Source organism: Streptomyces sp. NPDC004721 (assembly GCF_053601495.1).
The window spans coordinates 181356-207853 of the sequence record NZ_JBSGBZ010000003.1; the positions used below are offsets into that span (position 1 = coordinate 181356).

General features: G+C 73.0%; 22 protein-coding genes. 10 read left to right on the forward strand and 12 right to left on the reverse strand.

Going from position 1 to position 26498, the window contains the following annotated elements; translation table 11 throughout:
* Positions 1-5 precede the first annotated feature (5 nt).
* Together ACWEK3_RS03875 and ACWEK3_RS03880 are read right to left on the reverse strand one after the other, a co-directional pair.
* Entirely contained in the window at positions 6-668 is a 663-nt protein-coding gene (locus tag ACWEK3_RS03875; RefSeq protein WP_453248860.1) for a response regulator, read from the reverse strand.
* Positions 669-682: 14 nt separating this feature from the next.
* Positions 683-1897: a sensor histidine kinase gene (locus ACWEK3_RS03880; protein ID WP_453248861.1), complete on the reverse strand. Its 1215-nt coding sequence runs from the start codon at positions 1895-1897 to the stop codon at positions 683-685.
* A gap of 108 nt (positions 1898-2005) precedes the next feature.
* Between ACWEK3_RS03880 and ACWEK3_RS03885 the strand changes: the two genes are divergently transcribed.
* The 4 genes from ACWEK3_RS03885 to ACWEK3_RS03900 all read left to right on the forward strand — a co-directional run bounded on the left by ACWEK3_RS03885 (position 2006) and on the right by ACWEK3_RS03900 (position 7313).
* Positions 2006-2947, forward strand: coding sequence for an ABC transporter ATP-binding protein (locus ACWEK3_RS03885; protein ID WP_453248862.1), 942 nt, complete (start codon positions 2006-2008; stop codon positions 2945-2947).
* 2 nt (positions 2948-2949) lie between these two features.
* The gene (locus tag ACWEK3_RS03890) at positions 2950-3684 is read left to right on the forward strand and encodes an ABC transporter permease (RefSeq protein WP_450538504.1); all 735 of its coding nucleotides are present in this window, start codon (positions 2950-2952) and stop codon (positions 3682-3684) included.
* A 399-nt stretch (positions 3685-4083) separates the two neighbouring features.
* Positions 4084-5844, forward strand: coding sequence for an ABC transporter permease (locus ACWEK3_RS03895; protein ID WP_450538506.1), 1761 nt, complete (start codon positions 4084-4086; stop codon positions 5842-5844).
* Positions 5845-5930: 86 nt separating this feature from the next.
* Entirely contained in the window at positions 5931-7313 is a 1383-nt protein-coding gene (locus tag ACWEK3_RS03900; RefSeq protein ID WP_450538508.1) for an ABC transporter ATP-binding protein, read from the forward strand.
* A gap of 19 nt (positions 7314-7332) precedes the next feature.
* Here ACWEK3_RS03900 and ACWEK3_RS03905 read toward each other — a convergent pair whose 3' ends face one another.
* The gene (locus tag ACWEK3_RS03905; RefSeq protein WP_450538510.1) at positions 7333-7743 is read right to left on the reverse strand and encodes an ArsR/SmtB family transcription factor; all 411 of its coding nucleotides are present in this window, start codon (positions 7741-7743) and stop codon (positions 7333-7335) included.
* A gap of 4 nt (positions 7744-7747) precedes the next feature.
* Complete coding sequence (locus ACWEK3_RS03910; protein WP_450538512.1) at positions 7748-9598, reverse strand: phosphatidylglycerol lysyltransferase domain-containing protein; 1851 nt, start codon at positions 9596-9598, stop codon at positions 7748-7750.
* A 246-nt stretch (positions 9599-9844) separates the two neighbouring features.
* On the opposite strand from ACWEK3_RS03910, the gene rodA reads away from it, so the two are divergent.
* Positions 9845-11029: a rod shape-determining protein RodA gene (gene rodA, locus ACWEK3_RS03915; protein ID WP_450538526.1), complete on the forward strand. Its 1185-nt coding sequence runs from the start codon at positions 9845-9847 to the stop codon at positions 11027-11029.
* 10 nt (positions 11030-11039) lie between these two features.
* On the opposite strand, the gene ftsW is transcribed toward rodA, so the two are convergent.
* Positions 11040-12410, reverse strand: coding sequence for a putative lipid II flippase FtsW (gene ftsW / locus ACWEK3_RS03920; protein ID WP_450538514.1), 1371 nt, complete (start codon positions 12408-12410; stop codon positions 11040-11042).
* A 146-nt stretch (positions 12411-12556) separates the two neighbouring features.
* Positions 12557-12943 (reverse strand): hypothetical protein, encoded by a 387-nt coding sequence (locus ACWEK3_RS03925; RefSeq protein WP_453248863.1) that lies wholly within the window; start codon positions 12941-12943, stop codon positions 12557-12559.
* Positions 12944-13090: 147 nt separating this feature from the next.
* On the opposite strand from ACWEK3_RS03925, the gene ACWEK3_RS03930 reads away from it, so the two are divergent.
* Positions 13091-13324 carry a hypothetical protein gene (locus ACWEK3_RS03930; protein WP_361410298.1) on the forward strand — a complete coding sequence of 78 codons (234 nt, stop codon included), beginning with the start codon at positions 13091-13093 and terminating at the stop codon, positions 13322-13324.
* A gap of 147 nt (positions 13325-13471) precedes the next feature.
* Entirely contained in the window at positions 13472-15022 is a 1551-nt protein-coding gene (locus ACWEK3_RS03935) for an LCP family protein (RefSeq protein WP_453248864.1), read from the forward strand.
* A 123-nt stretch (positions 15023-15145) separates the two neighbouring features.
* Here the strand turns inward: ACWEK3_RS03935 and ACWEK3_RS03940 are convergent, their stop codons facing one another.
* Entirely contained in the window at positions 15146-16177 is a 1032-nt protein-coding gene (locus tag ACWEK3_RS03940; RefSeq protein WP_453248865.1) for an LAETG motif-containing sortase-dependent surface protein, read from the reverse strand.
* 203 nt (positions 16178-16380) lie between these two features.
* Here ACWEK3_RS03940 and ACWEK3_RS03945 point away from each other — a divergent pair, with 203 nt between their 5' ends.
* The gene (locus ACWEK3_RS03945) at positions 16381-17202 is read left to right on the forward strand and encodes a phospholipid scramblase-related protein (protein WP_450546325.1); all 822 of its coding nucleotides are present in this window, start codon (positions 16381-16383) and stop codon (positions 17200-17202) included.
* Positions 17203-17209: 7 nt separating this feature from the next.
* Here ACWEK3_RS03945 and ACWEK3_RS03950 read toward each other — a convergent pair whose 3' ends face one another.
* Positions 17210-18190: a hypothetical protein gene (locus ACWEK3_RS03950; RefSeq protein ID WP_453248866.1), complete on the reverse strand. Its 981-nt coding sequence runs from the start codon at positions 18188-18190 to the stop codon at positions 17210-17212.
* A gap of 318 nt (positions 18191-18508) precedes the next feature.
* Here ACWEK3_RS03950 and ACWEK3_RS03955 point away from each other — a divergent pair, with 318 nt between their 5' ends.
* Positions 18509-19150 (forward strand): TetR/AcrR family transcriptional regulator, encoded by a 642-nt coding sequence (locus ACWEK3_RS03955; RefSeq protein WP_450546328.1) that lies wholly within the window; start codon positions 18509-18511, stop codon positions 19148-19150.
* Positions 19151-19270: 120 nt separating this feature from the next.
* Here ACWEK3_RS03955 and ACWEK3_RS03960 read toward each other — a convergent pair whose 3' ends face one another.
* Positions 19271-20332, reverse strand: a complete 1062-nt coding sequence (locus tag ACWEK3_RS03960) for a DUF2510 domain-containing protein (protein ID WP_450546330.1) — start codon at positions 20330-20332, stop codon at positions 19271-19273.
* A gap of 184 nt (positions 20333-20516) precedes the next feature.
* On the opposite strand from ACWEK3_RS03960, the gene ACWEK3_RS03965 reads away from it, so the two are divergent.
* Positions 20517-23207 carry an ATP-binding protein gene (locus ACWEK3_RS03965; RefSeq protein WP_453248867.1) on the forward strand — a complete coding sequence of 897 codons (2691 nt, stop codon included), beginning with the start codon at positions 20517-20519 and terminating at the stop codon, positions 23205-23207.
* A gap of 218 nt (positions 23208-23425) precedes the next feature.
* Here the strand turns inward: ACWEK3_RS03965 and pcaDC are convergent, their stop codons facing one another.
* Genes pcaDC through pcaG form a run of 3 tightly spaced genes read right to left on the reverse strand, consistent with a single transcriptional unit; the run spans position 23426 to position 26492 of the window.
* On the reverse strand, positions 23426-24538 hold the full coding sequence (pcaDC, locus tag ACWEK3_RS03970; RefSeq protein ID WP_453248888.1) for a bifunctional 3-oxoadipate enol-lactonase/4-carboxymuconolactone decarboxylase PcaDC: 1113 nt from the start codon (positions 24536-24538) through the stop codon (positions 23426-23428).
* Entirely contained in the window at positions 24538-25890 is a 1353-nt protein-coding gene (gene pcaB / locus ACWEK3_RS03975) for a 3-carboxy-cis,cis-muconate cycloisomerase (RefSeq protein ID WP_450546334.1), read from the reverse strand. The genes pcaDC and pcaB overlap by 1 nt, the downstream gene beginning before the upstream one ends.
* Positions 25887-26492, reverse strand: coding sequence for a protocatechuate 3,4-dioxygenase subunit alpha (pcaG, locus tag ACWEK3_RS03980; protein WP_453248868.1), 606 nt, complete (start codon positions 26490-26492; stop codon positions 25887-25889). The genes pcaB and pcaG overlap by 4 nt, the downstream gene beginning before the upstream one ends.
* Between the last annotated feature and the right edge of the window lie 6 nt (positions 26493-26498).

The following is a 26498-nucleotide window of genomic DNA, read 5'->3' on the forward strand; positions in this document are numbered from 1 at the left end:
GAGGCTCAGCCCGGGGCGACGAAACCGGATTCGTACGCCGCGATGACCGCCTGGGTGCGGTCGCGGGCGCCGAGTTTGGCCAGCAGGGAACTCACGTGGGACTTGACGGTCTCGGTGCCCACCACCAGGCGCCCGGCGATCTCCGCGTTCGACAGGCCGCGCGCCATGAGGCGCAGTACCTGCCCCTCCCGCTCGGTCAGCGCGGCCCGCTCCATGGCCGTCCGGGCCGCGGTGTTGCCGTGGTCCTCGCCGTACCGGGTGGCCAACTCCCGCAGCGCCGCCGGGAACAGCAGGGAGTCGCCCGCGGCCACCAGCCGTACCGCGTGCACGATCTCCGCCGGCCGGGCCCGCTTGAGCAGGAAGCCGTCGGCGCCCGCGCGCAGCGCCCCGTACACGTACTCGTCGTTCTCGAAGGTCGTCACCACCACGATCTTCGGCGGGTCCGGCTCCGTGCGCAGCACGGCCCGGGTGGCCTCGATGCCGTCCATCAGCGGCATCCGTACGTCCATGGCCACGACATCGGGGCGCAGTTGCCGCACCAGCGGGATCACGGCGGCACCGTCGGCCGCCTCGCCCACCACCTCGATGTCCGGCTGCGCCTCCAGCACGGCGCGCAGGCCCGCCCGTACGAGCGGTTCGTCGTCGACGAGGAGAACGGTGATCGGCATCCGGCCAGCGTAGATCACCGCAGTGGCAGGTCGACGCGCACCAGCCACCAGCCGTCGTCCTGCCCCGCCTTGGCCTCGCCGCCCAGCAACGCCGCCCGCTCCCGGATCCCGCGCAGCCCGCGGCCGCCACCCGCGCCGGCCGCCGAGGCCGCCCCGGTCAGCGGATTGCGCACCTCCAGCCGCAGCCGTGCCTGCTCCACGGCGATGCGTACGCGGACGTGGACGGGCCCCGCGTGCCGCAGCACGTTGGTGAGCGCCTCCTGGAGCATCCGGTAGCCCTCGCGGGAGACCGGCCCGGGCACGTCCTCCAACGGCCCGGTCACCTCGGCGTCGACCCGCGCGCCCGAGGACCGCGCGGATTCCAGCAACCGGTCCGCCTCACCGAGGGCGGGACGGGGGCCGGCAGGCCGTCCCGTGTCCCGCAGCATGAGCAGAACCTGCTCCAGGTCCTCCAGCGCGGCCCGGCCGGTCTCCTCGATGGCCTCCAGCGCCCGGTCGGTGAACTCCGGGTCGGCGGCCGCCCGGGCGGCACCCGCCTGGACCACGGCCAGCGTCAGCGCGTGGCCGAGGGAGTCGTGCAACTCCTGTGCGATCCGGTTGCGTTCCAGCAGCCGCTCGGTGCGCTGCTCCAGCTCCGACAGACGCTCCCTGACCGACGGCCCGAGCAGGCGGCGGGCGGCCTGGGCCATGAGGGCGCCCGCCACGGCGGCCACCGCGAGCAGCACCAGCACGGGCACCGGGACGAGGAGGGCGCACCACCAGCCGGACCCGGGAACCTGAAGGAGAGGGTCGGCGACGCTGGGATCCCCGGCGGCTCCCCCGACGAGCGAGAGTGAGAGTGCCATCAACTGGCCCGACACCAGCGCGACCGCGAGTCCCGCCTCCATGCGCAGCACCATCCAGGCACCCGTTCTGGCCCGGTCGGTCCACGAGGTGGACGGCGCTGCGGAAACCTCCGGATCCTCGTCGCTCCGCACCCTCGCGTGCGGCCCGGGGAACAGCATCAGCCGCGCCTGGAGCCCCTCCGCACGGCGCATCGAGGGCACCATGGCCGCGGCCAGGACCAGCGGGACGGGAAGGAGCGCGATCAGTGCCCAGTCGCCGGGCGTCGGAGCGACCAGGCCGGGATAGACCATGGCGCAGACGAACGGCACGATCGACCCCACCAGCAGGTGGAGCCAGCGGGTGTAGGTGACCGCACGTGTCAGCGGCGACAGCAGGCCGAGCATGCCGTCATCCTGGCAGAGCGGACGGCACCGGCGGCTCCCTCGCACGGGGGAGGCGGTCTCCTCCGGCGGGGGAGGTCCGGTCCCCGCTCGTCCGGCCAGGCTGAAGCCATGACCAGCATCCACGTGCAGGACCTCACCAAGGAGTACGGCGGCACCCGGGCCGTCGACCGTCTGACGTGCACCATCGAGCCGGGCCGGGTCACCGGGTTCCTCGGCCCCAACGGCGCCGGCAAGTCCACCACCATGCGGCTCGTCCTCGGCCTCGACCGGCCCACCGCCGGCTCCGCCACCGTGGGCGGCCGTCCCTACACGGCCCTGAGTGAACCCCTGCGCACCGTCGGCGCGTTGCTGGACGCGCAGGCGGCCCACGGTTCCCGTACCGCCCGCGACCAGCTGCGCTTCCTCGCCGTCAGCAACCGCATCCCGGCCCGTCGCGTGGACGAGGTGCTCGAGGAAACCGGTCTCGTCACGGTGGCACGCCGCCGCATCCGCACCTTCTCCCTCGGCATGCGTCAGCGCCTCGGCGTCGCCGCCGCGCTCCTCGGCGACCCGCCCGTCCTCATGCTGGACGAACCCGCCAACGGTCTCGACCCGGAAGGGATCGTCTGGATCCGCGAGTTGCTGCGCCGGCTGGCCCGGGAAGGCCGCACGGTCCTGGTCTCCAGCCACCTGATGAACGAGACCGCGGCCTTCGCCGACCACCTCGTCGTGCTCGGCCGGGGCCGGCTCCTCGCCGACACCACCATGGAGGACTTCATCGAACAGCACAGCCACCCGCGCGTCCGGGTGCGCTCCGGCGCCCCCGCCCGGCTGCGGGCCGTGCTGCTGGCCGAGGGATACACAGTGGCGGACGGCGACGGCGGCCCGCTGGTGGTCGACGGCGCCAGAGCCGAGCAGGTCGGAGCCGTCGCCGCCCGCGAAGGCATCCCGATCCTCGAACTCACCGACGAACGGGCCTCCCTGGAGCAGGCCTATCTCGCCCTCACGACCGGCGAGGCCGAGTTCGCCGCCGCGGCCGCCGCGTCCCCGACCACCCCGCAGGAGGTGTGACCATGTCCGTCACCGCCGTTCTCCACTCCGAGTGGATCAAGATCCGGTCGGTCCGGGCGAGCTTCGGCTCGCTCGTCGCGGTCTTCGCCGCCACCCTGGCCATCACCCTGCTCGCCTACTCCACCGTCGGCCGGGCGGAGGCGGACGGTGCCGAGGACCTTCTCTTCGGAGCCTTCTACGCGATCAACTTCGCGCAGATCGCTGCCATCGCCTTCGGGGCCACCGCCGTCTCGTCCGAGTACGCGGGCGGCGCCCTGCGGATCTCCCTGTCGGCCGTGCCGCGCCGGGGCCTGCTCTGCGCGGCCAAGGCGGCGGTCGTGGGCGCCGCCGCCCTCGTCGTGGGGCTCGTGACCGCATTCACCACCTTCCTCGTGGGCCAGGCGTTCCTGGGGGAGTACGCCATCGGCCTCGGCTCGCCGGGAGCACTGCGGGCCTGTGTCGGCGCCGGGATCTACCTCGCCCTGATGGCCCTGTTCGCCGCGGGACTCACCTTGCTGCTGCGCAGCGCCGTCGCTGTGCTCAGCCTGCTCATCCCGTTCATCCTGATCGTGTCCTTCGTGATCGGGGACATCGCCGAGGGCGCCTCCCGCTATCTGCCCGACCGGGCCGGACAGCAGGTCCTGCACCAAGAGGCGGCGGGTGGCCTCGGCCCCTGGACGGGGCTCGCGGTGACGGCGCTGTGGGCGGCGGCCGCGCTGCTGGCCGGCTGGTGGGCGGTGCGCCGCCGCGACGCCTGACACCTGGCCCCGGGGTTCTCGACCGCCGGGGCCGCTCTATTTGCGTATCGACGCAATAAGCGGCACACTTCCTGTCGGCACCCGCCTGTCGCGCCGTGCGCGAGGCCCGTGCTCCCCGACGGAACCGCATGGCTGAACGGAGGCACTCGTGGACATCGACCCACCCAGTCCGAGCGGCCTCTCCGGCAGTCTCTGACCGTCGCCCCGGTCGTCCGCTTTCTTCTTTCGCTTCTCTTTCCTCCTCCTTCTTTGCCTCTTCTCCTCTTCTTCTCTTTTCGCCGCTTTCTCGCCGTACCCTGTCATGCCGGCCCTGGGCGAGCTCCACCGCGTCGCGGTGCGCTCGCACCAGGGCACCCATGTGCCGCAGTCCGGGCGGAGCGCGGTTTGGAGGTGCCTGTGATGTCGTTCCGTACGAGTGCGCCCGCCTCGCGGTCGCGGACGTCGCTCCCCGCCCGGTTCGCCGGCGGCCTCACCCGGATGACCTGGGTGGACCTGGTCGTCGCCGCCGCGGTGGTGGTGCTGCTGTACCTCACCCTGCGGGTGGGGAAAGGGATCACGGTCTCGTTCTCCACCAGCCAGTCGGCGAAGGTGGACACCGGCGTCGGCCAACTGCCCTACGACGCCGCCCGCTCGCTGCTGCGCATGTTCGTCGCCCTGGTCCTGTCCACGGCGTTCACCTTCGTCTACGCCTACGCCGCCGCCAAGAGCCGCCGTCTGGAACGGATCCTGGTCCCGGCGCTGGACATCCTGCAGTCCGTACCGGTGCTGGCGTTCCTGACGGTGGCGGTGACCGGGTTCGTCGCCGTGTTCCCGGGCTCGATGCTCGGCCTGGAGTGCGCCGCGATCTTCGCCATCTTCACCTCCCAGGCGTGGAACATGACGTTCGGCTTCTACCACTCCCTCACCTCGCTGCCACGCGAACTGGACGAGCTGTCAAGGTCGTTCGGCTTCACCCGGTGGATGCGGTTCTGGAAGGTGGAGCTGCCCGCCGGAATGATCGGCCTGGTCTGGAACGGCATGATGAGCTTCGGCGGCGGCTGGTTCTTCCTCGTCGCCTCCGAAGCGGTGACCCTCGGCCACACCGACTACGCCCTGCCCGGGGTCGGCTCCTACGCCGGGGCCGCGATCGCCGACGGCGACCTGGCCAAGGTCGGCTGCGCCATCCTCACCATGGCCGTCATGGTGATCGGGGTGAACTTCCTGTTCTGGCGGCCGCTGACCGCCTGGGCGGAGAAGTTCAAGATCGAGCAGTCCGAGGCCAGCGAGGTGCAGAGGTCGGTCGTCCTGGACTTCCTGCGCCGCTCCGACTGGCCGCGGCTCGTCGGCCGCCTGCTGCGTCCGGCCGGCCGGGCGCTGAGCCGGGCCGGGCGCGTCTTCGGCACCGACGACCGGCCGCTGGTGGTGCCGCGCGGCAGGCGGCGTGCCGGGGACATCGCCTTCGCCCTGGTCGCGGGCGGACTGATCGTGTGGGGACTGGCCGACCTCGGCCGCTATCTGTACGACCGTACGGGCCTGGGCGTGTTCGGCGAACCGCTGCTGCTCGGGCTCGCCACCCTGGCCCGCGTCGCCGTCCTGGTCGTCGTGGCCACGGCGGTGTGGGTGCCGATCGGCGTGAAGATCGGTTTCTCGCCCCGGCTGACCAGGATCGCCCAGCCGGTGGTGCAGGTGCTGGCCTCGTTCCCGGCCAACTTCCTCTTCCCGCTGGCGGTGTGGTTCTTCATCAGAACCGGCCTGAGCATAGACATCGGCGGCATCTTCCTGATGGCGCTGGGCGCCCAGTGGTACATCCTCTTCAACACCATCGCCGGCGCCATGGCGATCCCCACCGACCTGCGCGAGGCCATGGACGACCTCGGGGTGAAAGGCCGGCAGCGCTGGCGGCGGCTGATCATCCCCGGCATCTTCCCCTCCTACGTCACCGGCGGCATCACCGCCTCCGGCGGCGCCTGGAACGCCTCCATCGTCGCCGAGGTCGTCACCTTCGGCGGCACCACGCTCACCGCCACCGGCCTGGGCGCCTACATCGCCCGCGCCACGGAGCGGGGCGACCATCCCCAACTGATCGCCGGCGTGGTCGTGATGAGCGTCTACGTGGTCTGCCTCAACCGCTTCCTCTGGCGCCCGCTGTACCGGCTGGCCGAGACTCGGTACTCCCTGTGACCGGCTTCCGTCCGCACCCCGGGCCCCACCCGTACTCCAAAGCCCGGTCCCGCCCGCACCCCGCAACCCCACAGCTTGGACCTGCCATGGCGATGAACACCCTTCCGGCCACCGAGAACACCCGCCCGGCCGACGGCGAACTGCTGCTGGAGACTGTCGGCCTGACGAAGTCGTACGCGGGCGCCGACGGCGAACTGCCCGTGCTCTCCGGCATCGACCTGGAGATCCGCGCCGGTGAGGTCGTCGCGCTGCTGGGCAAGTCCGGTTCGGGCAAGTCGACGCTGCTGCGCTGCATGGCCGGACTCGTCCCGGCCAGTTCCGGCACCGTCAGCTACAAGGGCGCCGCGCTGACCGGCGCCAACCCCGGTACGGCGATGGTGTTCCAGACCTTCGCGCTGCTGCCCTGGCTGACCGTGCAGCAGAACGTCGAACTCGGCCTGGAGGCCAAGGGCGTGCACCCCGTGGAGCGCGCGGAGGCCGCCCGCCTGGCCATCGACCTGATCGGCCTGGACGGCTTCGAGTCCGCCTACCCCAAGGAGCTGTCGGGCGGCATGCGCCAGCGCGTCGGCTTCGCCCGCGCGCTGGTGGTCGAGCCGGACGTGCTGATGATGGACGAGCCGTTCTCCGCCCTGGACGTACTCACCGCGGAGAACCTGCGCGGCGAGCTGATGGAGCTGTGGGAGTCCGGCCAGTTCCCCACCCGGGCCATCGTGCTGGTCACCCACAACATCGAGGAGGCGGTCCTGATGGCCGACCGGATCGTGGTGCTCGGCTCCCGCCCCTACGGCACCATCCGGGAGGTGTTCGAGGTCGGTCTGGACCGGCCCCGCGACCGCAACTCCGCCGCCTTCGAGGACATGATCGACCGTGTCTACCGCACCATGACCGGCCGGCAGAAGGAGGGCCGTACCCCTGGCCGCCAGGAGCCGGCCGACCTGGAGAGGCGGACGGTGGCCAACACTCCGCTGCCGCAGGCGAGCGTGGACGGGCTGTCGGGCCTGGCGGAGCTGGTGCTGCACCGCGGTGGGCGCTGCGACCTCGCCGATCTCGCCGACGACCTCGGCCTCGAGGTCGATGACATCATGCCCCAGGTCGACGCCCTGGACCTGCTCGGTTTCGCCGGGTTCAGCGGCAACGACCTGCTGCTCACCGCCACCGGCACCGCGTTCGCCGGGGCCGACGTGCAGGAGTCGAAGACCATCTTCGCCCGGGCCGCGGTCCAGCTGCCGCTGGTCAAGGTGATCACCAGCAGTGTGCGCGGCAAGGCCGACGGCACCGCGCGGGCCGGATTCTTCCGCGATCTGCTGGCCCATCACTACACCAGCGAGCAGGTCGACCAGCAGCTGGAGACGGCCACCGACTGGGGCCGCTACGCCGAGTTGTATGCCTACGACGCCGGTCCCGAGGAGTACCGCCGCGACGACACCGGCGACGCGGCCGGACCCACGGGCACTCCGGGCCCCGCCTGAGCACCGCGGGGCCGCCGCCTCACGGGGTGCCGCCCAGGGCCGGGCGGTGTGAGAGCGCCGGGCTGGTGGCGGCGGCCCGCCGGGGTGCGAGCGCGCTCTCCTCGCCGCCGAGTCCGCCGGATCCCGGGCCGTCGCCCTCGGCGCCAGCGACGTGCGCGGCCTCCAGCAGGGGGCGCACTCCCGCGGCCCGGTAGAAGATGCGCGTGCCCTCCCGGCGGGTGGTCACCAGACCGGCCGCCCGGAGTCTGGCCAGGTGCTGGGACGTCGCGGCCACGTGGGCGCCCAGCATCCGGGCCAGCTCGCTCACCGGCTGCTCACCGTTGCTGAGCGCCCACAGCAGCCGGTAGCGCGAGGGGTCCGCCACCGCCTTGAGCACCGCCACCGCCCGGTCCGCCGCCTCGGCGTCCCACACCTGTCCTTGCGCATCCATGCAACTAGGGTACCGGCGGTCCTCCGGGCGGCTCGAGCGCGGCGGACTCCGCCTCGGCGGGCTTCGCCTCCGAGGACACGGGCGCGGGCTCCGGCCGCCGGGGCTTCCGCCGCCACGGGGCGGGCCAGGACAGATTGAGGAACGCCTCGGCCTGGAGCGCGGCCAGGCTGATGCGGAGCAGGTCGCGGGCCGTGGGGTAGACCAGGAATCTCGGCTCCCACTGGGGCTGGAACTTGGCGTTGAACTTGTACAGCGACTCGATCTGGAACCAGCGGGAGAGGAACAGCAGCAGTCCGCGCCAGGCGCGCAGGGCTGGTCCGGCGCCCAGGCGTTCACCGCGGGCGAGGGCGGCGCGGAACATCGCGAAGTTCAGCGAGACACGGTTGACACCGAGGCCGGGCGCCTCCTGGAGGGCCTTGACGATGAGGAGTTCGTTCAGACCGGGGTCGGCGGTGCGGTCGCGGCGCATCAGTTCCAGGGAGATCCCGTCCCGGCCCCAGGGCACGAAGTGCAGGACCGCGCGGATGTCCCCGGCGGGCGCGGGGGCGCCGGCGTCCGGTTCCTTGTGGGCGGTGACGACCACGCAGTCGCCGTCGCCCACTTCGCCGAAGCGGCCGAGGGCCATGGAGAAGCCGCGCTCCACCTCGGTGCCGCGCCAGGCGGCCGCCGCCGCCCGGATCTGCTCGGTCTCCTGCTCGGACAGGTCGCGCACGCGGCGGATGCGGCAGGTGTAGCCGCCCCGCTCGATGCGGTTGACCATCTGCCGGACATTGCGCATCGGCCGCCCGGACAGGGTGAAGGCGGCGGTGTCGACGACGGCCTCGTCGCCGATCTCCAGCGCGTTCAGGCCGGCTTCGCGGGTCCACACCTCGCCGCCGGTCTCGCCGCACCCCATCACCGCGGGGACCCAGGCGTGCCGGGCGGCGGTGTCCATGAACTCCTTGATGGCGCCCGGCCAGGCCTCCACGTCGCCGATCGGGTCGCCGCCCGCGAGCATCACGCCGGACACCACCCGGTAGGCGATCGCCGCCTTTCCGGTGGGGGAGAAGAGCACGTTCTTGTCGCGGCGCAGCGCGAAGTAGCCCAGTGAGTCCCGCTCGCCGTGCCGTTCCAGCAGGGCGCGCAGCCGCCGCTCCTCGTCGTCGCCGAGGACGGGTACGGGTGTGGAGGGGCGCAGCGCGAGGTAGAGGGTGGTGGCCGCGGTCACCAGGCCGAGCCCGGCGAGCGAGAAGTACACGAGGTCGCTGGTGCGCTCGCTGGAGTAGTGCACCGGCCCCTCGATGCCGATCAGACCGTAGGCGACGTGCTGGACACGGTCGGACAGCGAGGCCGCGACGACCTTCCTGGGGTGGGCGCCGACGATCAGCAGTCCCGCGCCGAAGCTGAAGGCGCTCAGCAGGAGGAAGTTCCACACCGCCCGCCACCGGGTGCGCGGGTCGGACAAGGCGTAGAACTCCCGGCGGGCGACGAGCAGCAGTACGAACAGCAGCACCGTGACGGCGCCGGGCACATGCTGGTGCCAGCGCAGCAGTTGCAGTGCCGCGCCCGTGGGCAGCAGGATCATCACCGCCCGCCAGGCCCGCCGTTTGCGGCGCCGCAGGGCGTGCGCCAGCATCACCATCAGCACGCCCACGATCAGCGAGGCGGCGGTGGCCAGGGTGGACACGGCCCCGGGCAGGGCCACGGCCAGGGTGTGCACCCGCCCGTGCCGCATACGCGGGAAGATGGCCCCCGCGACGTCGAGCACGCCCACGAGCAGGCACAGGTAACCGGCCACGGCGGGCACACGGCGGTACGAGACGGCGCGAAGACGATTCCGCGAGGAGCCTTCGTCGGTGGTCACGGAGTCCTTCACGAGGGGCCAGCGTAGAGCCTGCTGAGCAGGCGTGACCACGGCGGGGGCCGGTGAACACGCAACCCTTCGGCGTGCTTCACTTAACGGATTGCGCAACTGGGCGATGATGGCGTTCCGTGCCGTGCGGGATCCGGGACAGCCTGCCGGGGCACGGCCGGAGCGAACCGGAGTGCGCCGGAGTGCGCCGGATCGCACCAGAGCGAACCAGAGCGAAGGAGAGCCGCGATGGAGGTCGGGAGCGGGCTCATGGGGCCGGGGGTCACCCGGGGGCCGGTGCGGGGCGCGGGACCGCGGCCGCGCACGGCCATCGGCTCGGTCCTGCGGCGGCTGGACTGGCCGCTGCTGGGCGCCGCGCTGGCGCTGTCGGTGCTCGGCGCGCTCCTGGTGTACTCCGCGACCCGCGGCCGCACCCAGCTGACCGAGGGCGACCCGTACGCCTTCCTGACGCGCCATCTGATCAACACCGCCATCGGGATCGCCCTGGCCGTCGGCACCATGTGGCTGGGCCCGCGCAGGCTCCGGGACCTCGTCCCCGTCCTGTACGGCGTCACGCTCCTGCTGGTCCTCGCGGTACTGACTCCACTGGGCGCCACGATCAACGGGTCACGCCGCTGGATCATGATCGGCGGGATGTCCATCCAGCCGGCGGAGTTCGTCAAGGTCGCCATCGTGCTGGCCATGGCCGTGCTGCTGGCCACCAAGGTGGACACGGGCGACCGGCCGAGCCCGGACGGCCGCAGCGTCCTGGAGTCCCTGGCGGTGGCCGGAGTGCCCGCCCTGCTGGTCCTGCTCACGCCGGACCTCGGGCAGTTCATGGGCATCGGCGTGATCGTGCTCGGGGTGCTGCTCGCCTCCGGTGCCTCGGCGCGCTGGGTCACCGGGCTGCTCGCGGCCGGAATCCTGGGTGCCGTGGCGGTGTGGCAGCTGCATCTGCTGGACCAGTACCAGATCAACCGGTTCGCCGCGTTCGCCGATCCCGCCCTCGACCCGTCCGGGGTCGGCTACAACACCAGTCAGGCCAGGATCGCCATCGGGGCCGGCGGCCTGCTGGGCCAGGGGCTGTTCCACGGAGCGCAGACCACCGGGCAGTTCGTGCCCGAGCAGCAGACCGACTTCGTCTTCAGCGTGGCGGGGGAGGAGCTGGGCTTCCTGGGTGCCGGGGCGCTGATCGCCCTGCTCGGCGTGGTGCTGTGGCGCGCGCTGCGCATCGCCCGCGCCTGCCCCGACCTGTACGGAACGGTGGTCGCGACCGGCATCGTTGCCTGGCTGGCCTTCCAGGCGTTCGAGAACATCGGCATGAACCTCGGCATCATGCCGGTCACCGGGCTGCCGCTGCCGTTCGTCAGCTACGGCGGCTCGTCGATGTTCGCCGGCTGGGTCGCCGTGGGCGTCCTCCAGGGCATCCGTCTGCAACGCCCGCTGTCCGCCTGACCCCAGAGCCTCAGCGGCGGCGCCCGGGGCGGCGCGGCAGAGTCGAGCGAATCCGGCGCCAACGTCCTTCCAGCGCCGTACGCACGGCCGGTTCGCCGCGGGCCGCGGCGAGCAGGATCCCCACCGCGTACAGGGTGGCGATCAGCGAGCTGCCGCCGTAGGAGAACAGCGGCAGGGGCACGCCCGCGACGGGCACCAGCCCCAGGACGCCGCCGAGGTTGATGAAGGTCTGCGCCGCGAGCCAGGTGACGATGCCGCCGGCCGCCAGGCGGACGAACGGGTCGTTGCGGCGGGTGGCGATGCGCAGGCCGCCCGCGAACAGCGCGGCGAACAGGGCCAGTACGGACAGGGTGCCGAACAGACCCAGTTCCTCCCCGGTGACGGCGAAGATGAAGTCGGTGTGCGGCTCGGGCAGTTGGCCCCACTTCTCCACGCTGGCGCCGATTCCGTTGCCGAACAGGCCGCCCGTCGACAGCGCGTACAGGCCGTGCACCACCTGCCAGCACTGGTCGTTCGGGCCCGGGTCGCTCGCGCCGAGGCAGGCGAACCGGGACACCCGGTGCGGGGCGGTCATGATCAGTACGGTGGCCAGGAGCGCCGTGCCCGTCAGGGCGGCCCCGAAGAGCCGCAGCGGCGCACCGGCCAGCCACAGCAGACCGAACAGCACGGCGCACAGGATGACCGCGGTCCCCATGTCCCCGCCGAGCATCATCAGTCCCAGCAGCAGCAGGGCACCGGGCGCGAGCGGCACGAGCAGGTGCTTCCACTGGCCCAGCAGTTTGTGCTGCTGCTTGCGGGCCAGCAGGTCCGCGCCCCACACGATGAACGCGACCTTCGCGAACTCGCTGGGCTGGAGCACGAACGGCCCGCCCAGGTCCAGCCAGTTGGTGTTGCCGTTGACGGTCCGCCCCAGCCCCGGTACCTGCACCAGCGCCAGCAGCAGCACGGACCCGGCCAGCAGCGGATAGGCCAGCCACCGGTGCGTCTTCACCGACATGCGGGCGGCCGGCACCGCCAGCGCCGCGCCGATCACCGCGGCCATGATCTGCCGGCGCAGATAGTAGGTCGGCGGCAGGCCGGAGCGCAGCGCCTCGATCTGCGAGGAGGAGAACACCATCACCAGCCCCAGGCCGGCGATCAGCGCCGCACTGCCCGCCACCAGGTAGTAGCCGGTGAGTGGCCGGTCCCAGGCCCGCCGCAGCCGCGCGAGGGCGCGGCGCGGGAGCGCGGTGGGGTCGGGCACCCGTCTCGCACGCCCGCCGCGCGGCCGGCCCGCCGGTTCCGGGGCCCGCGGCGGGGCCTGTCGGCGTCCACGTGCCGCCGGGGCGCCCTGGGTGCCCGGCACGCGCTTCTCCGCGCGGACACTCTGTGAATTGCGCATGTGCGCAACCGTAGAGCGGCGGGAGCGGTCCCCCTGGGCGCGGCGCTCCGGTGCCGGTGCCGAATCGCCGTTTCGCGGCACTCGTGAATGCGCCCGCGGCCCCGGCCGCGCGGAACGTGCTGTCATCGTGGTCGTCCGCCGTCCCGTCAGGAGCGCGGCGCGCGACCGCGCCGGAACGGGTTCCAGGGCCGGCGTGGTCCGCGGCCCGAGGCCCGTGGCCCGCCCTCCAGCAGGAGGCGGGCGGTGCCCTCGGGGTCCAGTGGGGCGCGGCCGGGGCGGCGGGCCCAGAAGCGGGCCAGAGGGCGCTCCAGATCCTCCCGGCCGTCCTCCTCGGTCCGCGCGGCCAGGACCAGGCCTTCCTCGCCGTCCGGGGCGCGCAGGTCGACGAGGCGCCCCTCGACGGTGAAGGCCGTGTACTCCCCGTCCGTCACGTCCATGGCCTCCAGCCCGTCCTCCGCGGCCCGGAGTGAGGGGAAGACGGCAAGTTCCTCGTCCCGGTCGAAGACCATGACGATGTCGGCAGGATGGCTCACGCCGTCCATCTTCCCCGGTCAGGTCCCCAATTAGCCAGCGGGGCAAGGGTGATGGCGGATTACGGGCCCGCCGGCTCCCTGCCCCGTAGCCCCGGCGGGCGGGAGATCTCCTCGGGTCAACAATTGCGCAACCCTTAAACTGTCCCCATGGAATCTGGTGGTGGCGTGATGGGGCAGGAGGCCGCGGTGCTCGTGGGCGGGCCGGCCGACGGGATGCGGGTCAAGGTCGCCGGGCGGCCGTGGGTGCTTCAGGTGTCGTTCCCTTGCCAGGCGGAGGCGCCGCGGGGCGGCGTGCACGTGGAGGCGGTGTACGTCTACCGCCGCGACGTGCGCGTGAAGGGCGAGCCCCTGCGGTACGGCTTCGACGTGGCCAGCCCCTGACCGGTATCGCCGGATCGGGGGTGCGGGCCGGTCGTGCACCCCGTTGCGGAGTCCTCTCGTCAACTGTTGCTACATTGCGCAACCGTACAACCATTGGGTGGGGCCAGCCGTCCCCTCTGCACGAGTACGACGGATGAGGGTGCGCGCATGACGACCAGCCACAGGACCGCTCCTTCGCGCCGCCGGAGCAGGGGCGTCCCGCCCCAGCGCCGGGGCGGTTCCCGCCGCCGCGCCTCCGGCGGCCGCGGCGGACGCACGCGCGCACGGACGACCCTCGTCATGGCGCTGTCCCTGGTGGTGCTCGGCACGGCGGGTCTGGGCTGGCTCTATCTGAAGCTCAACGGCAACATCAACACCTTCGGCGCCGACGGCCTGTCCAGCGACCGGCCCGAGGCCGGCTCGTCCAAGGGTGAGAACGTCCTGGTCATCGGCTCCGACGCGCGCGTGGGCGGCAACGACGCCCTCGGTGGCGGCAGCAAGGACGACATCGGCCGCTCCGACACCGCGTTCCTGCTGCACGTCTACGCCGACCACCGGCACGCCCTCGCCGTGTCCATCCCCCGGGACACCCTGGTCACCATTCCGCCCTGCAAGCTCCCCGACGGCGGCTGGACCGAGCCGCAGCCGAACACGATGTTCAACGCCGCGTACTCCGTGGGCAACACCGCCGAGGGCAACCCCGCCTGCAGCCAGAACACCGTCGAGCACCTCACCGGGCTGCGCGTGGACCACACCGTCGTCGTCGACTTCCAGGGATTCGCCGCGCTCACCAACGTGGTGGGCGGGGTGCCGGTGTGCGTGCCGCAGGACATCTACCAGAAGGACCTCAACCCCAACCGGGCCACCCGCGGCTCGCTGCTGTTCAGCAAGGGCGAGCAGAAGGTCTCCGGGAAACAGGCGCTGGACTGGGTCCGCATCCGGCACGGCATCGGCGACGGCTCCGACATAGGCCGGATCAAGCGCCAACAGGCGTTCGTCGCCAGCCTCATCAAGAAGGTCAAGGCCGACGGGTTCACCCCGACCAAGCTGTTCCCCCTCGCCGATGCCGCCACCAAGTCGCTCACCGTGGACCCCGGTCTGGGCTCGGCCGACAAGCTGCTGTCCTTCGCGATGTCGCTGAAGGACGTTGACCTGCACAACACCAAGTTCGTCACCATCCCGTGGCGCTATGAGGGTGCGCGGGTCGCCATCGTGGAGCCGGACGCCTCCGAACTGTGGGCCGCGCTCAGGGCCGACCGCACCATCGACGGCAAGGACGCCGGCGGCAAGAAGAACAAGAAGGGCAAGGCGGGTGCCTCCGCATCCCCGGACGCCGGTCAGCACGACTTGGGGAAGGGCATCGACGTGGGTGTCTACAACGGCACCACCAACACCGGCCTCGCCATCCGCGGCGCCTCCGTCCTCACCGGCCGCGGCTTCACCGTCACCGGCACCGGGAACGCGGGCAGCCAGAACCACGCCACCACCCTCATCCAGTACGGTCCCGGCCGGCAGGCCGAGGCCGAGAAGGTCGCCAAGCTCTTCCCCGGGGCCGAACTCCAGGCCCTGACCGGCCCGGGCGTCAACGTGGTGCTGGGCGAGGACTTCACGGCCGCCGCGGACGGCGCCTCGGCCGCGCCGACCTCCGTGCCCTCGTCGGTGGCGGCGGACGCCCGCTCGGCCGACGACGACCTGTGCTCCAACTTGTCCTACGGGTAGGGCGGACGCGCCGGCGCGGCGCTCTGTCCGCCCGGCGCGGTCGGCAGCCGACCGCCGACGGCGAAGGGCCGCACCCGCTCTTGCGGGTGCGGCCCTCGTGTTTCAGCGCGTCAGGGACGCGAATCAGGCCGTGGCAGCGCCGCTGCCGGCCTTGCGGCGACGCACGACGAACACGGCGCCCGCGCCGACGGCGACCGCGGCGCCGCCCGCCACCGCGATCATCGGCAGCGCCGAGTTGGAGCCGGTCTCGGCGAGGTGGCCCTGCGGGACGATCTGCTTGTCGCCGGCGGGCTTGGCGGGCAGCGGCTTCCTGCCGCCCTGCGGCTTGGCGTCGGTGGGCTTGCCCGCGCTGGTGCCGGCCGCGAGGACGTCGAACAGGTAGAAGTCGTCGTCGGAGGCGTAGACGCAGTTGCCCTTGTCGTCGGCGTACATGCCGATGGAGATGGCGACGCCCATGCCGGCCGGGGCCTTCTTGTCCACGTTCAGCCGCAGGTCGATGGAGAAGGACTCCTTCGGCTTGACGTCGGTGTAGCCGACGTAGCCGATGGCGTCATCCTTCTCGTCCAGGGAGATGTTCTCCCACGTGCCGGTGACCGGGTCCTTGAACTGCAGGGTGAGGTGTCTGCTCTCGTCGGTGAACTCCTTCTCCCCGACCAGGGCCGCGAACACGCCCATGTCGACGCGCTTGTAGGAGTTGTCGCCGGAGTTCGTGACGTTCAGCTTGAAGTTGTGGAACCCGCTGCCCGCGACGACCTTCGAGGGCAGGCCGGTCAGGCTGGTGCGCAGGTTCTTGTCCTGCTTCTGCTTCTTGCCCTCCTTGCACGCCTGGGGGCCCGGCGTCTCGGACGGCGAGGCGCTGGGGGTGGGGGTGGCCGGCTTCTTGTCGGTGGTGCCCTCGTCCTTCGAGTCGGACCCGTCCTTGGTGGTGTCGGACTTCGCGTCCGTGCCGTCCGACTTCTTGATGTCGTCCGTGGCCTGGCCGTCGGTGCCGTTCGGCTGGCCCTCGGTCTCGGGGGTCTGGTTGTCGGTGCCCGCGGGCTCCTCGGTGGTGGCGCCGGGCTCCTCGCCGGCGGCGGTGGAGCCGTCCTCGGTCGTCTCGGTGACCGTCGGGGTCGGAGACTCCGTGGCGAAGGCGGCGGGGGCCGCAAGAAGCACAGCGGGTGTGATGGCTGCCGTGGCTGCTGCGAGCGCCAGAGAGCGGCGAATCTTCATGCGAACCTCGAAAAACTAAGTGACCAATGTATTCGCAAGGGAGATCGCCGAGGGCCGCAAAGGGTTGCCCAGAAATCCGCAGGTCAATGTGTGGCGTGCGTCACTCGCGCGCATGGGTTCCGCCTGCCCGGCGGTAGTGTGCGCCGGTGAGTACGTATTCGAGCACACCGGCAGGTTGGTACCCGGATCCGCACGGAGCGGCCCAGACGCTGCGTTACTGGGACGGCGCCCAGTGGACGGAGCACACCCACGTCGACCAGCAGGCCCACGTCGCGCAGCAGGTGCCGCCGCAGCAGGCCGCCCCCGACCTGCGTGTGCAGCAGCAGGTCCAGCACCAGGCCGGGGTCGCTCCGGGCGTCCAGGGCGGCGGCTCGCTGTTCAGCGAGCCGGTGCTCGTGGTGAACCAGAAGGCCAAACTGATCGAGCTGACCAACGAGTACGAGGTCTTCGACCAGCACGGCAACCGGATCGGCACGGTCACCGAGATCGGGCAGAGCGCGCTGAAGAAGGCGATGCGTTTCGTCTCCAGCCTCGACCAGTTCATGACGCACAGGCTCGAGATCCGCGACGCCTACGGCACACCCCAGTTGGTGCTCACCCGGCCGGCGAAGGTCTTCAAGTCGAGGGTGGTGGTGTCCCGTCCGGACGGCTCGGAGATCGGCGAGATCGTCCAGCAGAACGTCTTCGGCAAGATCAACTTCGCGATGAACGCGAACGGGCAGCAGGTCGGCGCGATCAAGGCGGAGAACTGGCGCGCCTGGAACTTCGCCATCGTCGACCACGCCGACAACGAGGTCGCCCGGATCACCAAGACCTGGGAGGGCCTGGCCAAGACGATGTTCACGACCGCCGACAACTACGTCCTGCAGATCCACTACCAGCTGCCCGAGCCGTTGCTGAGCCTGGTGGTCGCCACGGCGCTGACCGTCGACACGGCGCTCAAGCAGGACTCGCGCGGCTGGAACTGACCGCCGGTCACAACGGGGTGAGGTGTCCCGGCCCCAACGGCTGGGACGGCAGCGCAGGTTCCTGGGCGGGCGGATCCGTCTCCAGGGCGAGCACGGCCGCCACGGGATGGTCCGGGACGCCGCCCTGTCCGATGTGCTGCGGGCCGGGTACCGGGTTGGCGTCCGTGGGTCGCGGGGTCGCCCGCGAGAGCGCCACGACCCCCCAGGAGGCGAGGGCCGCGCCCGCCGACGCCAGCAGCACGCCCGTCGCGCCGCCCCTCAGTCCCTGGCCCAGCAGGGTGAGTCCGATCAGCGCGGCCGCCGCCGGGTTGGTCAGCGTCAGTACGGCGAGCGGAGCGCCGAGCCCGTCCCGGTAGGCGGTCTGCGACAGCAGCAGGCCACCGGTCGCGAAAGCCGCGACGAGTAGCGCCACCATGATGACGCGGGCGCTGAGCAGGGGGCCGGAGTGGTCCGTGGCGGCCACCGTCACCGTCTGGGTGAGCGCGGAGGCCACGCCCGAGGCGACCCCCGACGCGGTCGCGTGCCGCAGGCCCGGCCGCGCCCCGGGCCGTGACAGCGCCCCGATCAGAACGGCCGTGGCACTCGCCACCGACAGTGCCTCGACGGGGCTCAGCACGCGTACCGGGGCCGGCCCGGAAGCGGCGAGGAGCAGGGCGGCCAGTCCGAGCAGCGTGCACGCGGTGCCCCGCCACTCGGCCGCCGCGACCCGCCGCCCGGCCATCCGCGCCCCCAGCGGCACGGCGGCCACCAGGGTGAGCGCGCCGAGCGGCTGGACCACGGTCAGCGGACCGTACTTCAGGGCCACCACATGCAGCAGGGCCGCCGATCCGTTCAGTGCGACGGCCCACCACCAGGCGCCGGCGTGGAGCAGTCCGCGCACACCCGTTCCGCGGGTGCGCGCGGCGAGCCGTTCCTGGGCGACCGCGGCGGTCGCGTAGGCGACGGCCGAGAACAGCGACAGGACGACGGCCGTCAGAGCGGCGTTCACCGGCCCGCCCCTGCCGGGGTGTTCCCCTCGGCCCGCCGGGACTCGTGGGCGAGCGGGCGCCGCGCCGGTCCGTCGGGCTCCGCTTCGGCGGCCTCGCTTCGGGATGTCATGCCAGGCCCTCTCGTGGTGGTGCGTGGGGTGGTGCTGTCCGCACCCGTGTCGATGTAAGGTACATCGACACGAGAGCGTACCGATACGGCAGTGTACCGATACGTACGCGTACCGGTACACTGCCGTATCGATGGACCTTCGTCACACCGGGAGTTCGGGCCCGGAGCCCGGGCCCGAACTCCCGGGACACGAGTGAGGAGCGCAGCGATGACATCGCAGGCCGCGGACGAGCCGGAGACGGTTGTCGCCCCGCGCCGCTCCAAGCTCACGCCGGAGCGTGAGCAGGAGTTCTTCGACGCCGTACTCGAACAGATCCGCGAGCACGGCTATGACGCCGTCACCATGGAGGGAGTCGCCGCCAGCACACGGTGCAGCAAGTCCACGCTCTACCGGCAGTGGCGGACCAAGCCGCAGTTCGTGGCCGCCGCCCTGCGATCCAGCGGCCGCTGCCGTTTCGCCGGCATCGACACGGGCTCGCTCGCCGAGGACCTGCGGCGGGTCGCGCTGGCCGCGGGCCAGTGGTCGGGCCGGGACACCCGCCTCCTCCAGGCGCTCGGGCACGCGATCACGCTGGACTCCGAGCTGAAGCGGGCGCTGCGCGAGACGCTGGTCGAGCCGGAGATCGCCGCGCTGCGGGAGATCCTGCGGCGCGGGGTGGAACGCGGCGAGGTCCGCGCGGACAACCCGGCGCTGGAGTTCGTGCCCGCGCAGCTGTTCGGCGTCCTGCGCATCCGGCCCGTGCTGGAGGGGGAGTACGCCGACCCGGACTACGTGGTCCGGTTCCTGGAGGCCGCGGTGCTGCCGGCACTGGGCCTCGGTTCACGACCCAGGCCACCGTCCCCGGGATGACCGGGCGGTGACCTGTCCGCGCCGCACCGTGGGGACGGGGGCGGCGCGCACCCCCGGCCGGGCGGGGTACCTCTGGAGCGGAGAGGTGCCCCGCCCGGCCGCTTTGGGTCCGGGTACGGCTCAGACGCTCTGGCCGTTGCCGCCGCCCGAGGAGGCCTCGATGCCCCGGGTGATGTCGTCGATCACGGACTGCGGCTCCCCGACGTCGAGGCCGAAGCGGACGACGACGAGCTGCCGGGAGTCGGCGGGCGAGGGGAAGGCCAGGGACTCCACGTACCCGTCGGCGCCCTTGCTGGTGACGGCCTTCCAGCGGACCAGGTAGCCCTTCTGCCCGGCCACGGTCACCGCCTTGGAGGCCAGCACCTGGTGGGAGGTTATGCCGCCGTAGGCCTCGCCCCCGTAGGAGTCCTCGGCGTTCTTCGCTATGTCGGCCTTGGCGACCTCCTCGGGCGTGCTCCCGCGGACGCGCAGCGCGAGCGCGGGAGCCGAGTAGGCGCCGCCCTTGGTGCAGTTCTTGGAGGTGTCGCCGGGGCACTTGTAGGAGTCGTTCGACGTGACCTGGGCGCCCACCCCCAACTCCTGGCCGTACCAGCCGTCGGGCACGGGCAGGCTGATGCCGCTGACCGCGTCGGTCACCGAGCCGCTCCTGATCTTCGGCGCTTCGGACGGCCCGCCGTCGGACCCGCCGGACCCGCCGGAGTCGCCCGAGCCCCCGCCCGGGCCGCCGAAGGGGCCGCGTTCCTCGCCGGTGCCGCCCCGGTCGTCCTGCCCCTGCCGGGACCCGGCACGCCCGTCCTTGCCGCCGACGTCGTTGGCCAGCGCGTACACGCCGACGCCGATGCTCGCCAGCACCGCGGCCGCCACCGCGACGGCGATGCCGATACGCAGGCCGCGGCGCGCGGGGGCAGGCGGCCGCCCCGGGTATCCGGGGTGCGCCGGATAGCCCGGGTATCCCGGATGCCCCGGATACCCCTGCTGGGCCGGGTACGGCCCGGGGGCCGCCTGCTGGGCCGGGTACGGCCCCGGGGCCGCCTGCTGCGCCGGGGGACCCCACACGGCGGCCGATCCGACGGGACGGGTCTGGTCCGTCCATGCCCTGCCGTCCCACCAGCGCTCGGTGGCGGGGCCGTCACTTGTCTGCCCGGGGTCGGGGTACCACCCGGGAGGAGTCACCTGCGTCATGTGCCTACCGTATGAGGCGTCGGTGAAAGCCCGATGAGAGGACCCCGGTCCGGCGCCCGGCGCAGCCCCATCCACCGCAGGTCACCCGTCAAGGCAACAGGTGACGGGACGGGCCGCCGCGCCGGCCGCTCGGGGACTACGCTCGAAGTCTGCATGCCGTCTGGCGACTTGGGGAGGTAGCGGGATGACGGAGGTACGGCCGGGCACGGCCGCCTCGGGCTCGCTGTGGGAGCGTGACGAGGAACTCACCGCCGTCGTACGCGCGATCGACGTCCTGTGCGCCGACCGCGCGTCCTCGGGAGGGCTGCTGGTCCTGGAGGGGGAGGCCGGTCTCGGCAAGACCGCCCTGCTGACCGAGACCCGCCGTATCGCCGGGGAACGCGGCTGCGTGGTGTGGTCGGCGCGCGGCGGGGAGACCCTGCGCTCCGTGCCCTTCAACGTGGTGCGGCAGCTGCTCCAGCCCGCGCTCCTGTCGCTGATGCCCGAGGAGGCCCGCGAATACCTCGGCGACTGGTACCACATCGCCGGCCCCGCCCTCGGCATCGCGGAACCCCGGGACGGGCAGGCCGACCCGCAGGGCGTGTGCGACGGACTGGTCGCCGCCGTGCGCCGGCTGGCCGAGCGCGAGTGGCCGCTGGTGCTGCTGATCGACGACGCCCACTGGGCCGACGTGGAGACGCTGCGCTGGCTCGCCGCGTTCGCCGAGCGCCTGGAGGACCTGCCCGTACTGCTCGTGGTGACCCGCCGGCCCGGCGAGTTCGGCGGCGAGGGCGCCCGGTGCCTGGACGCGGCCGTCGCCGCCGCGGGCGTGCACACCCTGAGCGCCCTGACCCCCGAGGCGACCGCCGGACTCACCCGCACCGCCCTCGGCCCGCACGCCGACGCGCCGTTCTGCCGCGAGGTCTGGGCGGTCACCGGCGGCAACCCGTACGAGACCGTCGAACTGCTCGCCAAGGTGCGCGACAGCGAACTCGAACCGGTCGAGGCCCAGGCCGCCGAACTGCGCCCCCTGAACCGCTCGGCCCGCGGCCACGGCCTCGTCGCCCGCCTGGAGGAACTCGGCATCGACGCCACCCGGTTCGCCTGGGCCGCCGCCGTCCTGGGCACCGGCATCTCCGTGGAGCTCGTCGCCCGGCTGGCCACCATGAACCGCGACGACGCCGAGCGCTGCGCCGGACTGCTGCGCCGCGTCCGCATCCTCACCGAGCCGGACCCGGCGAGCACCCGGGGCGGCGGCGGGGACCTGGAGTTCGTGCACCCGCTGATCGCCACCGCCGTCTACAACTCCATCCCGGACGCCCTGCGCACCGCCATGCACGGCATCGCCGCCCAGGTGGTCGCCGACTCCGGGTTCGGCGCCGCCGCGGCCTCCCGGCACCTGCTCCAGGTCCACCCGGACGACGACCAGGAACTCGTCGAGCAGCTCCGCGAGGCGGCCCGCGAACACCTCGCCGTCGGCGCGTCCGACGCGGCCCGCCGCTGCCTGGAGCGGGCCCTGCTGGAGCCGCCGACCCCCGGAACGCACGCGCGCGTGCTCTACGAGCTGGGCTGCGCCACGCTGCTGACCGCGCCCGCCACCACCATCGAGCACCTCCAACGCGCGCTCGCCATGCCCGGCCTGGACGGCGCCACCCGCGTGGACGCCGTGTGGCGGCTGTCCCAGGCCCTGCTGCACAACGACCAGCTGGAGGAGGCGGTCCGCACGGTCGAGGCGGAGGCCGCCCGCCACGAACCTGGGCCCACCCGGATGCGGTTGCAGGCGGTCCAGTACATGTGGGAGGGCCTGTACACCGGCGGTACCAGCTCCCCGGACCGCTCCGAGCAGCTCGCCGGACTCGCCGCCGGCTGCACCGGACGCGACAACTCCGAGCGCGCCCTGCTGATCCTGCGCGGCTTCGACGCCATGACCCGCGGCGAGAGCGCCGAGGAGGTCGTCGAGATGTGCGACCGGGCACTCGTCAACGGCCGCCTCGCCCCCGGACTCGGCTGGACCGACACCGAGTGGGGCATCGAACTGCTGCTGATGCTCGCCAGCTCCTACGCCTACTGCGACCGCCTCGACCGCGCCGAAACCCTCTACACCGAGGCCCTGCGCGCCTACGAGACCGCCGGCTGGAGCGGCGGCCACCTCGCCCTCGCCCACGCCTACGTCGGCCTCGGGCACCGCAGGCGCGGCCGGCTGCGGGAGGCGGAGGAGGCCCTGCGCGCAGCGCTGCGCCTGGCCGAGCGGATCGGCCGCGGACTGCCCCTGTACTGGACCGCGACCTGCAACCTCGTCGACACCCTGCTCGCCCGCGGCCATGTCGGGCAGGCCTGGGAGGTCGCCGAGCAGCACGCCTTCGCCCCGCCCTACCCGTCCACCATCGTGCTGCCCGATCCGCACAGCGTGCGCGGCCGGCTGCTGCTGGCCCTCGGCCGCACCGAGGACGCCGTCAGCGAACTGGAGGCGGCCGGGAAGGCGGCGGCCGCCCGCGGCCACCAGAACCCGGTGACGGTGCCCTGGGCGGCCGACCTGGCCCGTGCGCTCGCCACCGAGGACCCCGAGCGGGCGGGCCGGCTCGTCGCCGACCTCCGCCGCCAGGCCGAGCGGTTCGGCACCGACACCGCCATAGGAGAGGCCCTGCGCTGCGCCGCGGCCCTGGAGCGCGGCCAGCGCGCGGTCCGGCTGGCCGCGCAGGCCGTCACCTACCTGGAGGCCTCTCCCTGCCAGTACGAACACGCCGTCGCCCGCGTCGAGTTCGGCATCGTCTCGCGCTCGGCCGCCGAGCTCGGCCGGGGCCTGGCACTGGCGCGCTCGTGCGGCGCGGACGGCCTGGCGGAACAGGCGGCGCGTCTGCTGGAGTCGGAACACGGAGTGGGCCGGGCCCCGAAGTAGGGCCCGGCCGGCGGACCATGCTTGGGCCGACGGCGACTGTCGCTGTCCTGCGACTCGGTCCGCCGGACGGGCCCTGGTTCACACCCGGGAGCCGGGAGCCGGCCTGGCGGCCGTCGGCGTCCGCGCTCGCGTCGGCGACCGACGGTGCGGGCCGCCGAGGGCGCCAGGGCCCGTCGGGTCACTCGTCGTTACTGTTCGCCACCCGTCGTTACCTTTCGTCACTTCTCCCCGGATTCCTCCTCCAGCACCCGCTGGGCCACCGCGAACGCCGAGTTCGCCGCCGGGACCCCGCAGTACACGGCGCTCTGGAGCAGCGCCGCGCCGATCTCCTCGGGGGTGAGGCCGTTGCGGCGGGCCGCCCGTACGTGCATGGCCAGTTCGTCGTAGTGGCCGTGTGCGATCAGCGCCGTCAGGGTGATCAGGCTGCGCTCGCGGCGGCTCAGCGTCGGGTCGGTCCAGATCTCGCCCCAGGCGTAGCGGGAGATGAAGTCCTGGAAGCGAGCCGTGAACGGGGTCTGCCGGGCCTGCGCCCGGTCGACGTGCGCGTCGCCGAGCACCTCGCGGCGCACCTCCATACCCCGCCGGGGAGCGCCGTCGAGGTGGGTGCGCAGCGCCGCGAGGACCGCCTCGGGGCACTGCGCCGGCGCCAGGTGCGAGGCGCCGGGGATCTCCACCAGCGCCGAGCCGGGCACCGCGTCGGCGATCTGCCGCAGATGCGCGGGCGGGGTGGCCGGATCCTCGCGGCCCGCGACGAGCAGCGTGCGCGTGCCGATCCGAGGCAGCAGGTCGGTCAGATCGAAGGCGGCCAGCGCGTCGCAGCAGGCGGCGTATGCCTCCGGGTCGGCCTCCTGGTGGTCCCGGACCAGCTCCGGCACGGTGAAGTCACCGGCGAACCACCGGGCGTCGGCGCTCTCGACCAGCCAGTCCAGCCCGTCCCGCCGGACCCGCTCGGCCCGCTCCTGCCACGCCTTGGCGCCGTTGAAGTGGGCCGACGAGCAGATGACGGCGAGCGAGTCGACGCGTTCGGGGTGGTGCACGGCGAGGTGCAGACCCACCGCACCGCCCAGCGACACCCCGGCGTACGCGAACCGTTCGATGCCGAGCGAGTCGGCGAGCGCCAGCACCAGGCCGGCGAGGTCGCCGACGGTCGCGCCGGGCCCGATCAGCCCGGCCGGCGAACCCCCGTGCCCGGGCAGGTCCCAGCGGACCACCCGGTGGGAGATCGCCAGCTCGGGCGCGACCTTGTCCCACAGCGCGTACGACGTGCCGAGGGACGGCCCGAGCAGCAACGGGGGAGCGGAGGCGGGGCCTTCGAGAAGGTGGTGCAGGATCAACGTCGCTCCAGGGCACGGTCGGTGAGGGCTCCGGCGGAGCCGGTGTAACGGGCCGGGTCGGTGAGCTCGGCCAGGTCAATGTCCTTCAACTCGGGCTGTTCCGAGAGGAGTTCCTGGAGGCTCCGGTTCTCGGTGTAGGTGCGCCGGGCGAGTTCGGTGAGCAGCTCCTTCGCCCGGGCACGGCCGAGCAGCGGGGCCAGTTCGGCCGACAGCCGCTCGGAGACGATCAGCCCGTGGGTCAGCCCGAGATGGGCGCGCATCGCGTCCGCGTCCACCCGCAGCCCCTCGGACAGCTCCGCCGCGTCGCGGGCCGCGCCGCCGACGAGCCGCAGCAGCTCCCGCAGCGGCTCCCACTCGGCGTGCCAGGCGCCGGGCGGCCGTTCGTCCTGCGCCGCCAGTGACCCGTAGAGGGTGGCCGCGAGTTGCGGCGCACGCCGGGCGGCGGCCGCGACCAGCGTGGACCGCACGGGGTTCGCCTTGTGCGGCATGGCGGAGGAACCGCCGCCGTTGCCCTCGGCGAGTTCGGCGGTCTCCGTGCGGGTCAGGACCAGCACGTCCACGGCGATCTTGCCCAGCGCCCCGGCGGCGAAGGCGAGGCATCCGGCGAGGTCGGCGACCGGGGTGCGCAGCGTGTGCCACGGCAACAGTGGCTCGCACAGGCCCAGTTCACGGGCGTACGCGGTGACGAGCGCGGTCGGGTCCTCGGCGCCGTACGCGGCGAAGGCCGCCAAGGTCCCCGCCGCGCCGCCGAGTTGGACGGGCAGGGAGTTCCGCACCCGGGTCAGGCGGTCCCGGGCGTCCAGCACCAGGGACCTCCACCCGGCCGCCTTCAGGCCGAACGTCGTCGGCACGGCGTGCTGGGTCAGCGTCCGGCCCGGCATCGCCGTGTCACGGTGGGCGGCGGCCGTCCGGGCCAGCGCCTGTTCGGTGCGGGCCAGGTCGGCGAGGACCAGGTCCAGGGTCCGCACGGCGACCAGCATCGTCGCCGTGTCCATGATGTCCTGGCTGGTCGCGCCCCGGTGGACGCAGGGGCCGTACTCCTCGCCCACGGCCTCGGTGAGGTCGGCGACCAGCGGGATGACCGGGTTTCCGCCGCCGCGGGCGCGCTCCGCGAGCGCGCGCACGTCGAAACGGTCCGGAACGGCCGCCCGGGTCACCGCCTCGGCCGCCCGGGCCGGGACGAGGCCGAGCGCGGCCTGGGCCCGGGTGAGCGCCGCCTCCGCGTCGAGCAGGGCCCGCAGATAGGCGGAGTCGCTCGTCGCGGACGCGGCGGGGGAGCCGGCCCAGCCCGGACCGAGCAGACCGACGTCGAGACCGACGGCGGCGGGAACAGCGGCAGGTGGTGTCACCGGAACTCCAGGAAGACCGTCTCGCCCTCGCCCTGAAGGCGGATGTCGAAACGGTATGCCCCACTGTCCTCCCGCGCGGCGATCAGCGTGCCGCGCCGCTCCTCGTCCACCTGGGTGAGCAGCGGGTCGGAGGCCAGCGCGGCCTCGTCGCCGGGCAGGTAGATCCGGGTGAACAGATGCACGAGCAGTCCGCGGGCGAACACGCACACGCTGAGGTAGGGGGCGTTCCGTCCGCGCGCGCCGGGCCGCAGCGTCCGCACGTACCAGTGGCCGTCGACGTCGGTCTGGATGCGGCCGAAGCCGGTGAACTCGACCCCGTTGCGGCCGAGGTGGTCGCCGGAGGCCGGGTCGCGCCGCATCGAGCCGTCCACGGCCGGCAGGTTGCCGTCCGGGTCGGGCCCCCACACCTCCACCAGGGCGTCCGGCAGGGGCCGCCCCTCGCCGTCGTACACGTACCCGTGCACGGTGACCGTGTCCGGGTGCCCCAGGGGCGCGATCTCCTCGCCGCCGCGGAAGGGGAGCGCGTAGCCGTAGAAGGGGCCCACCGTGTGCGACGGAGTGGGCAGCACGTTCTCGGGGCTGCTCGTGTCGATCTTCGTCATGGCAGG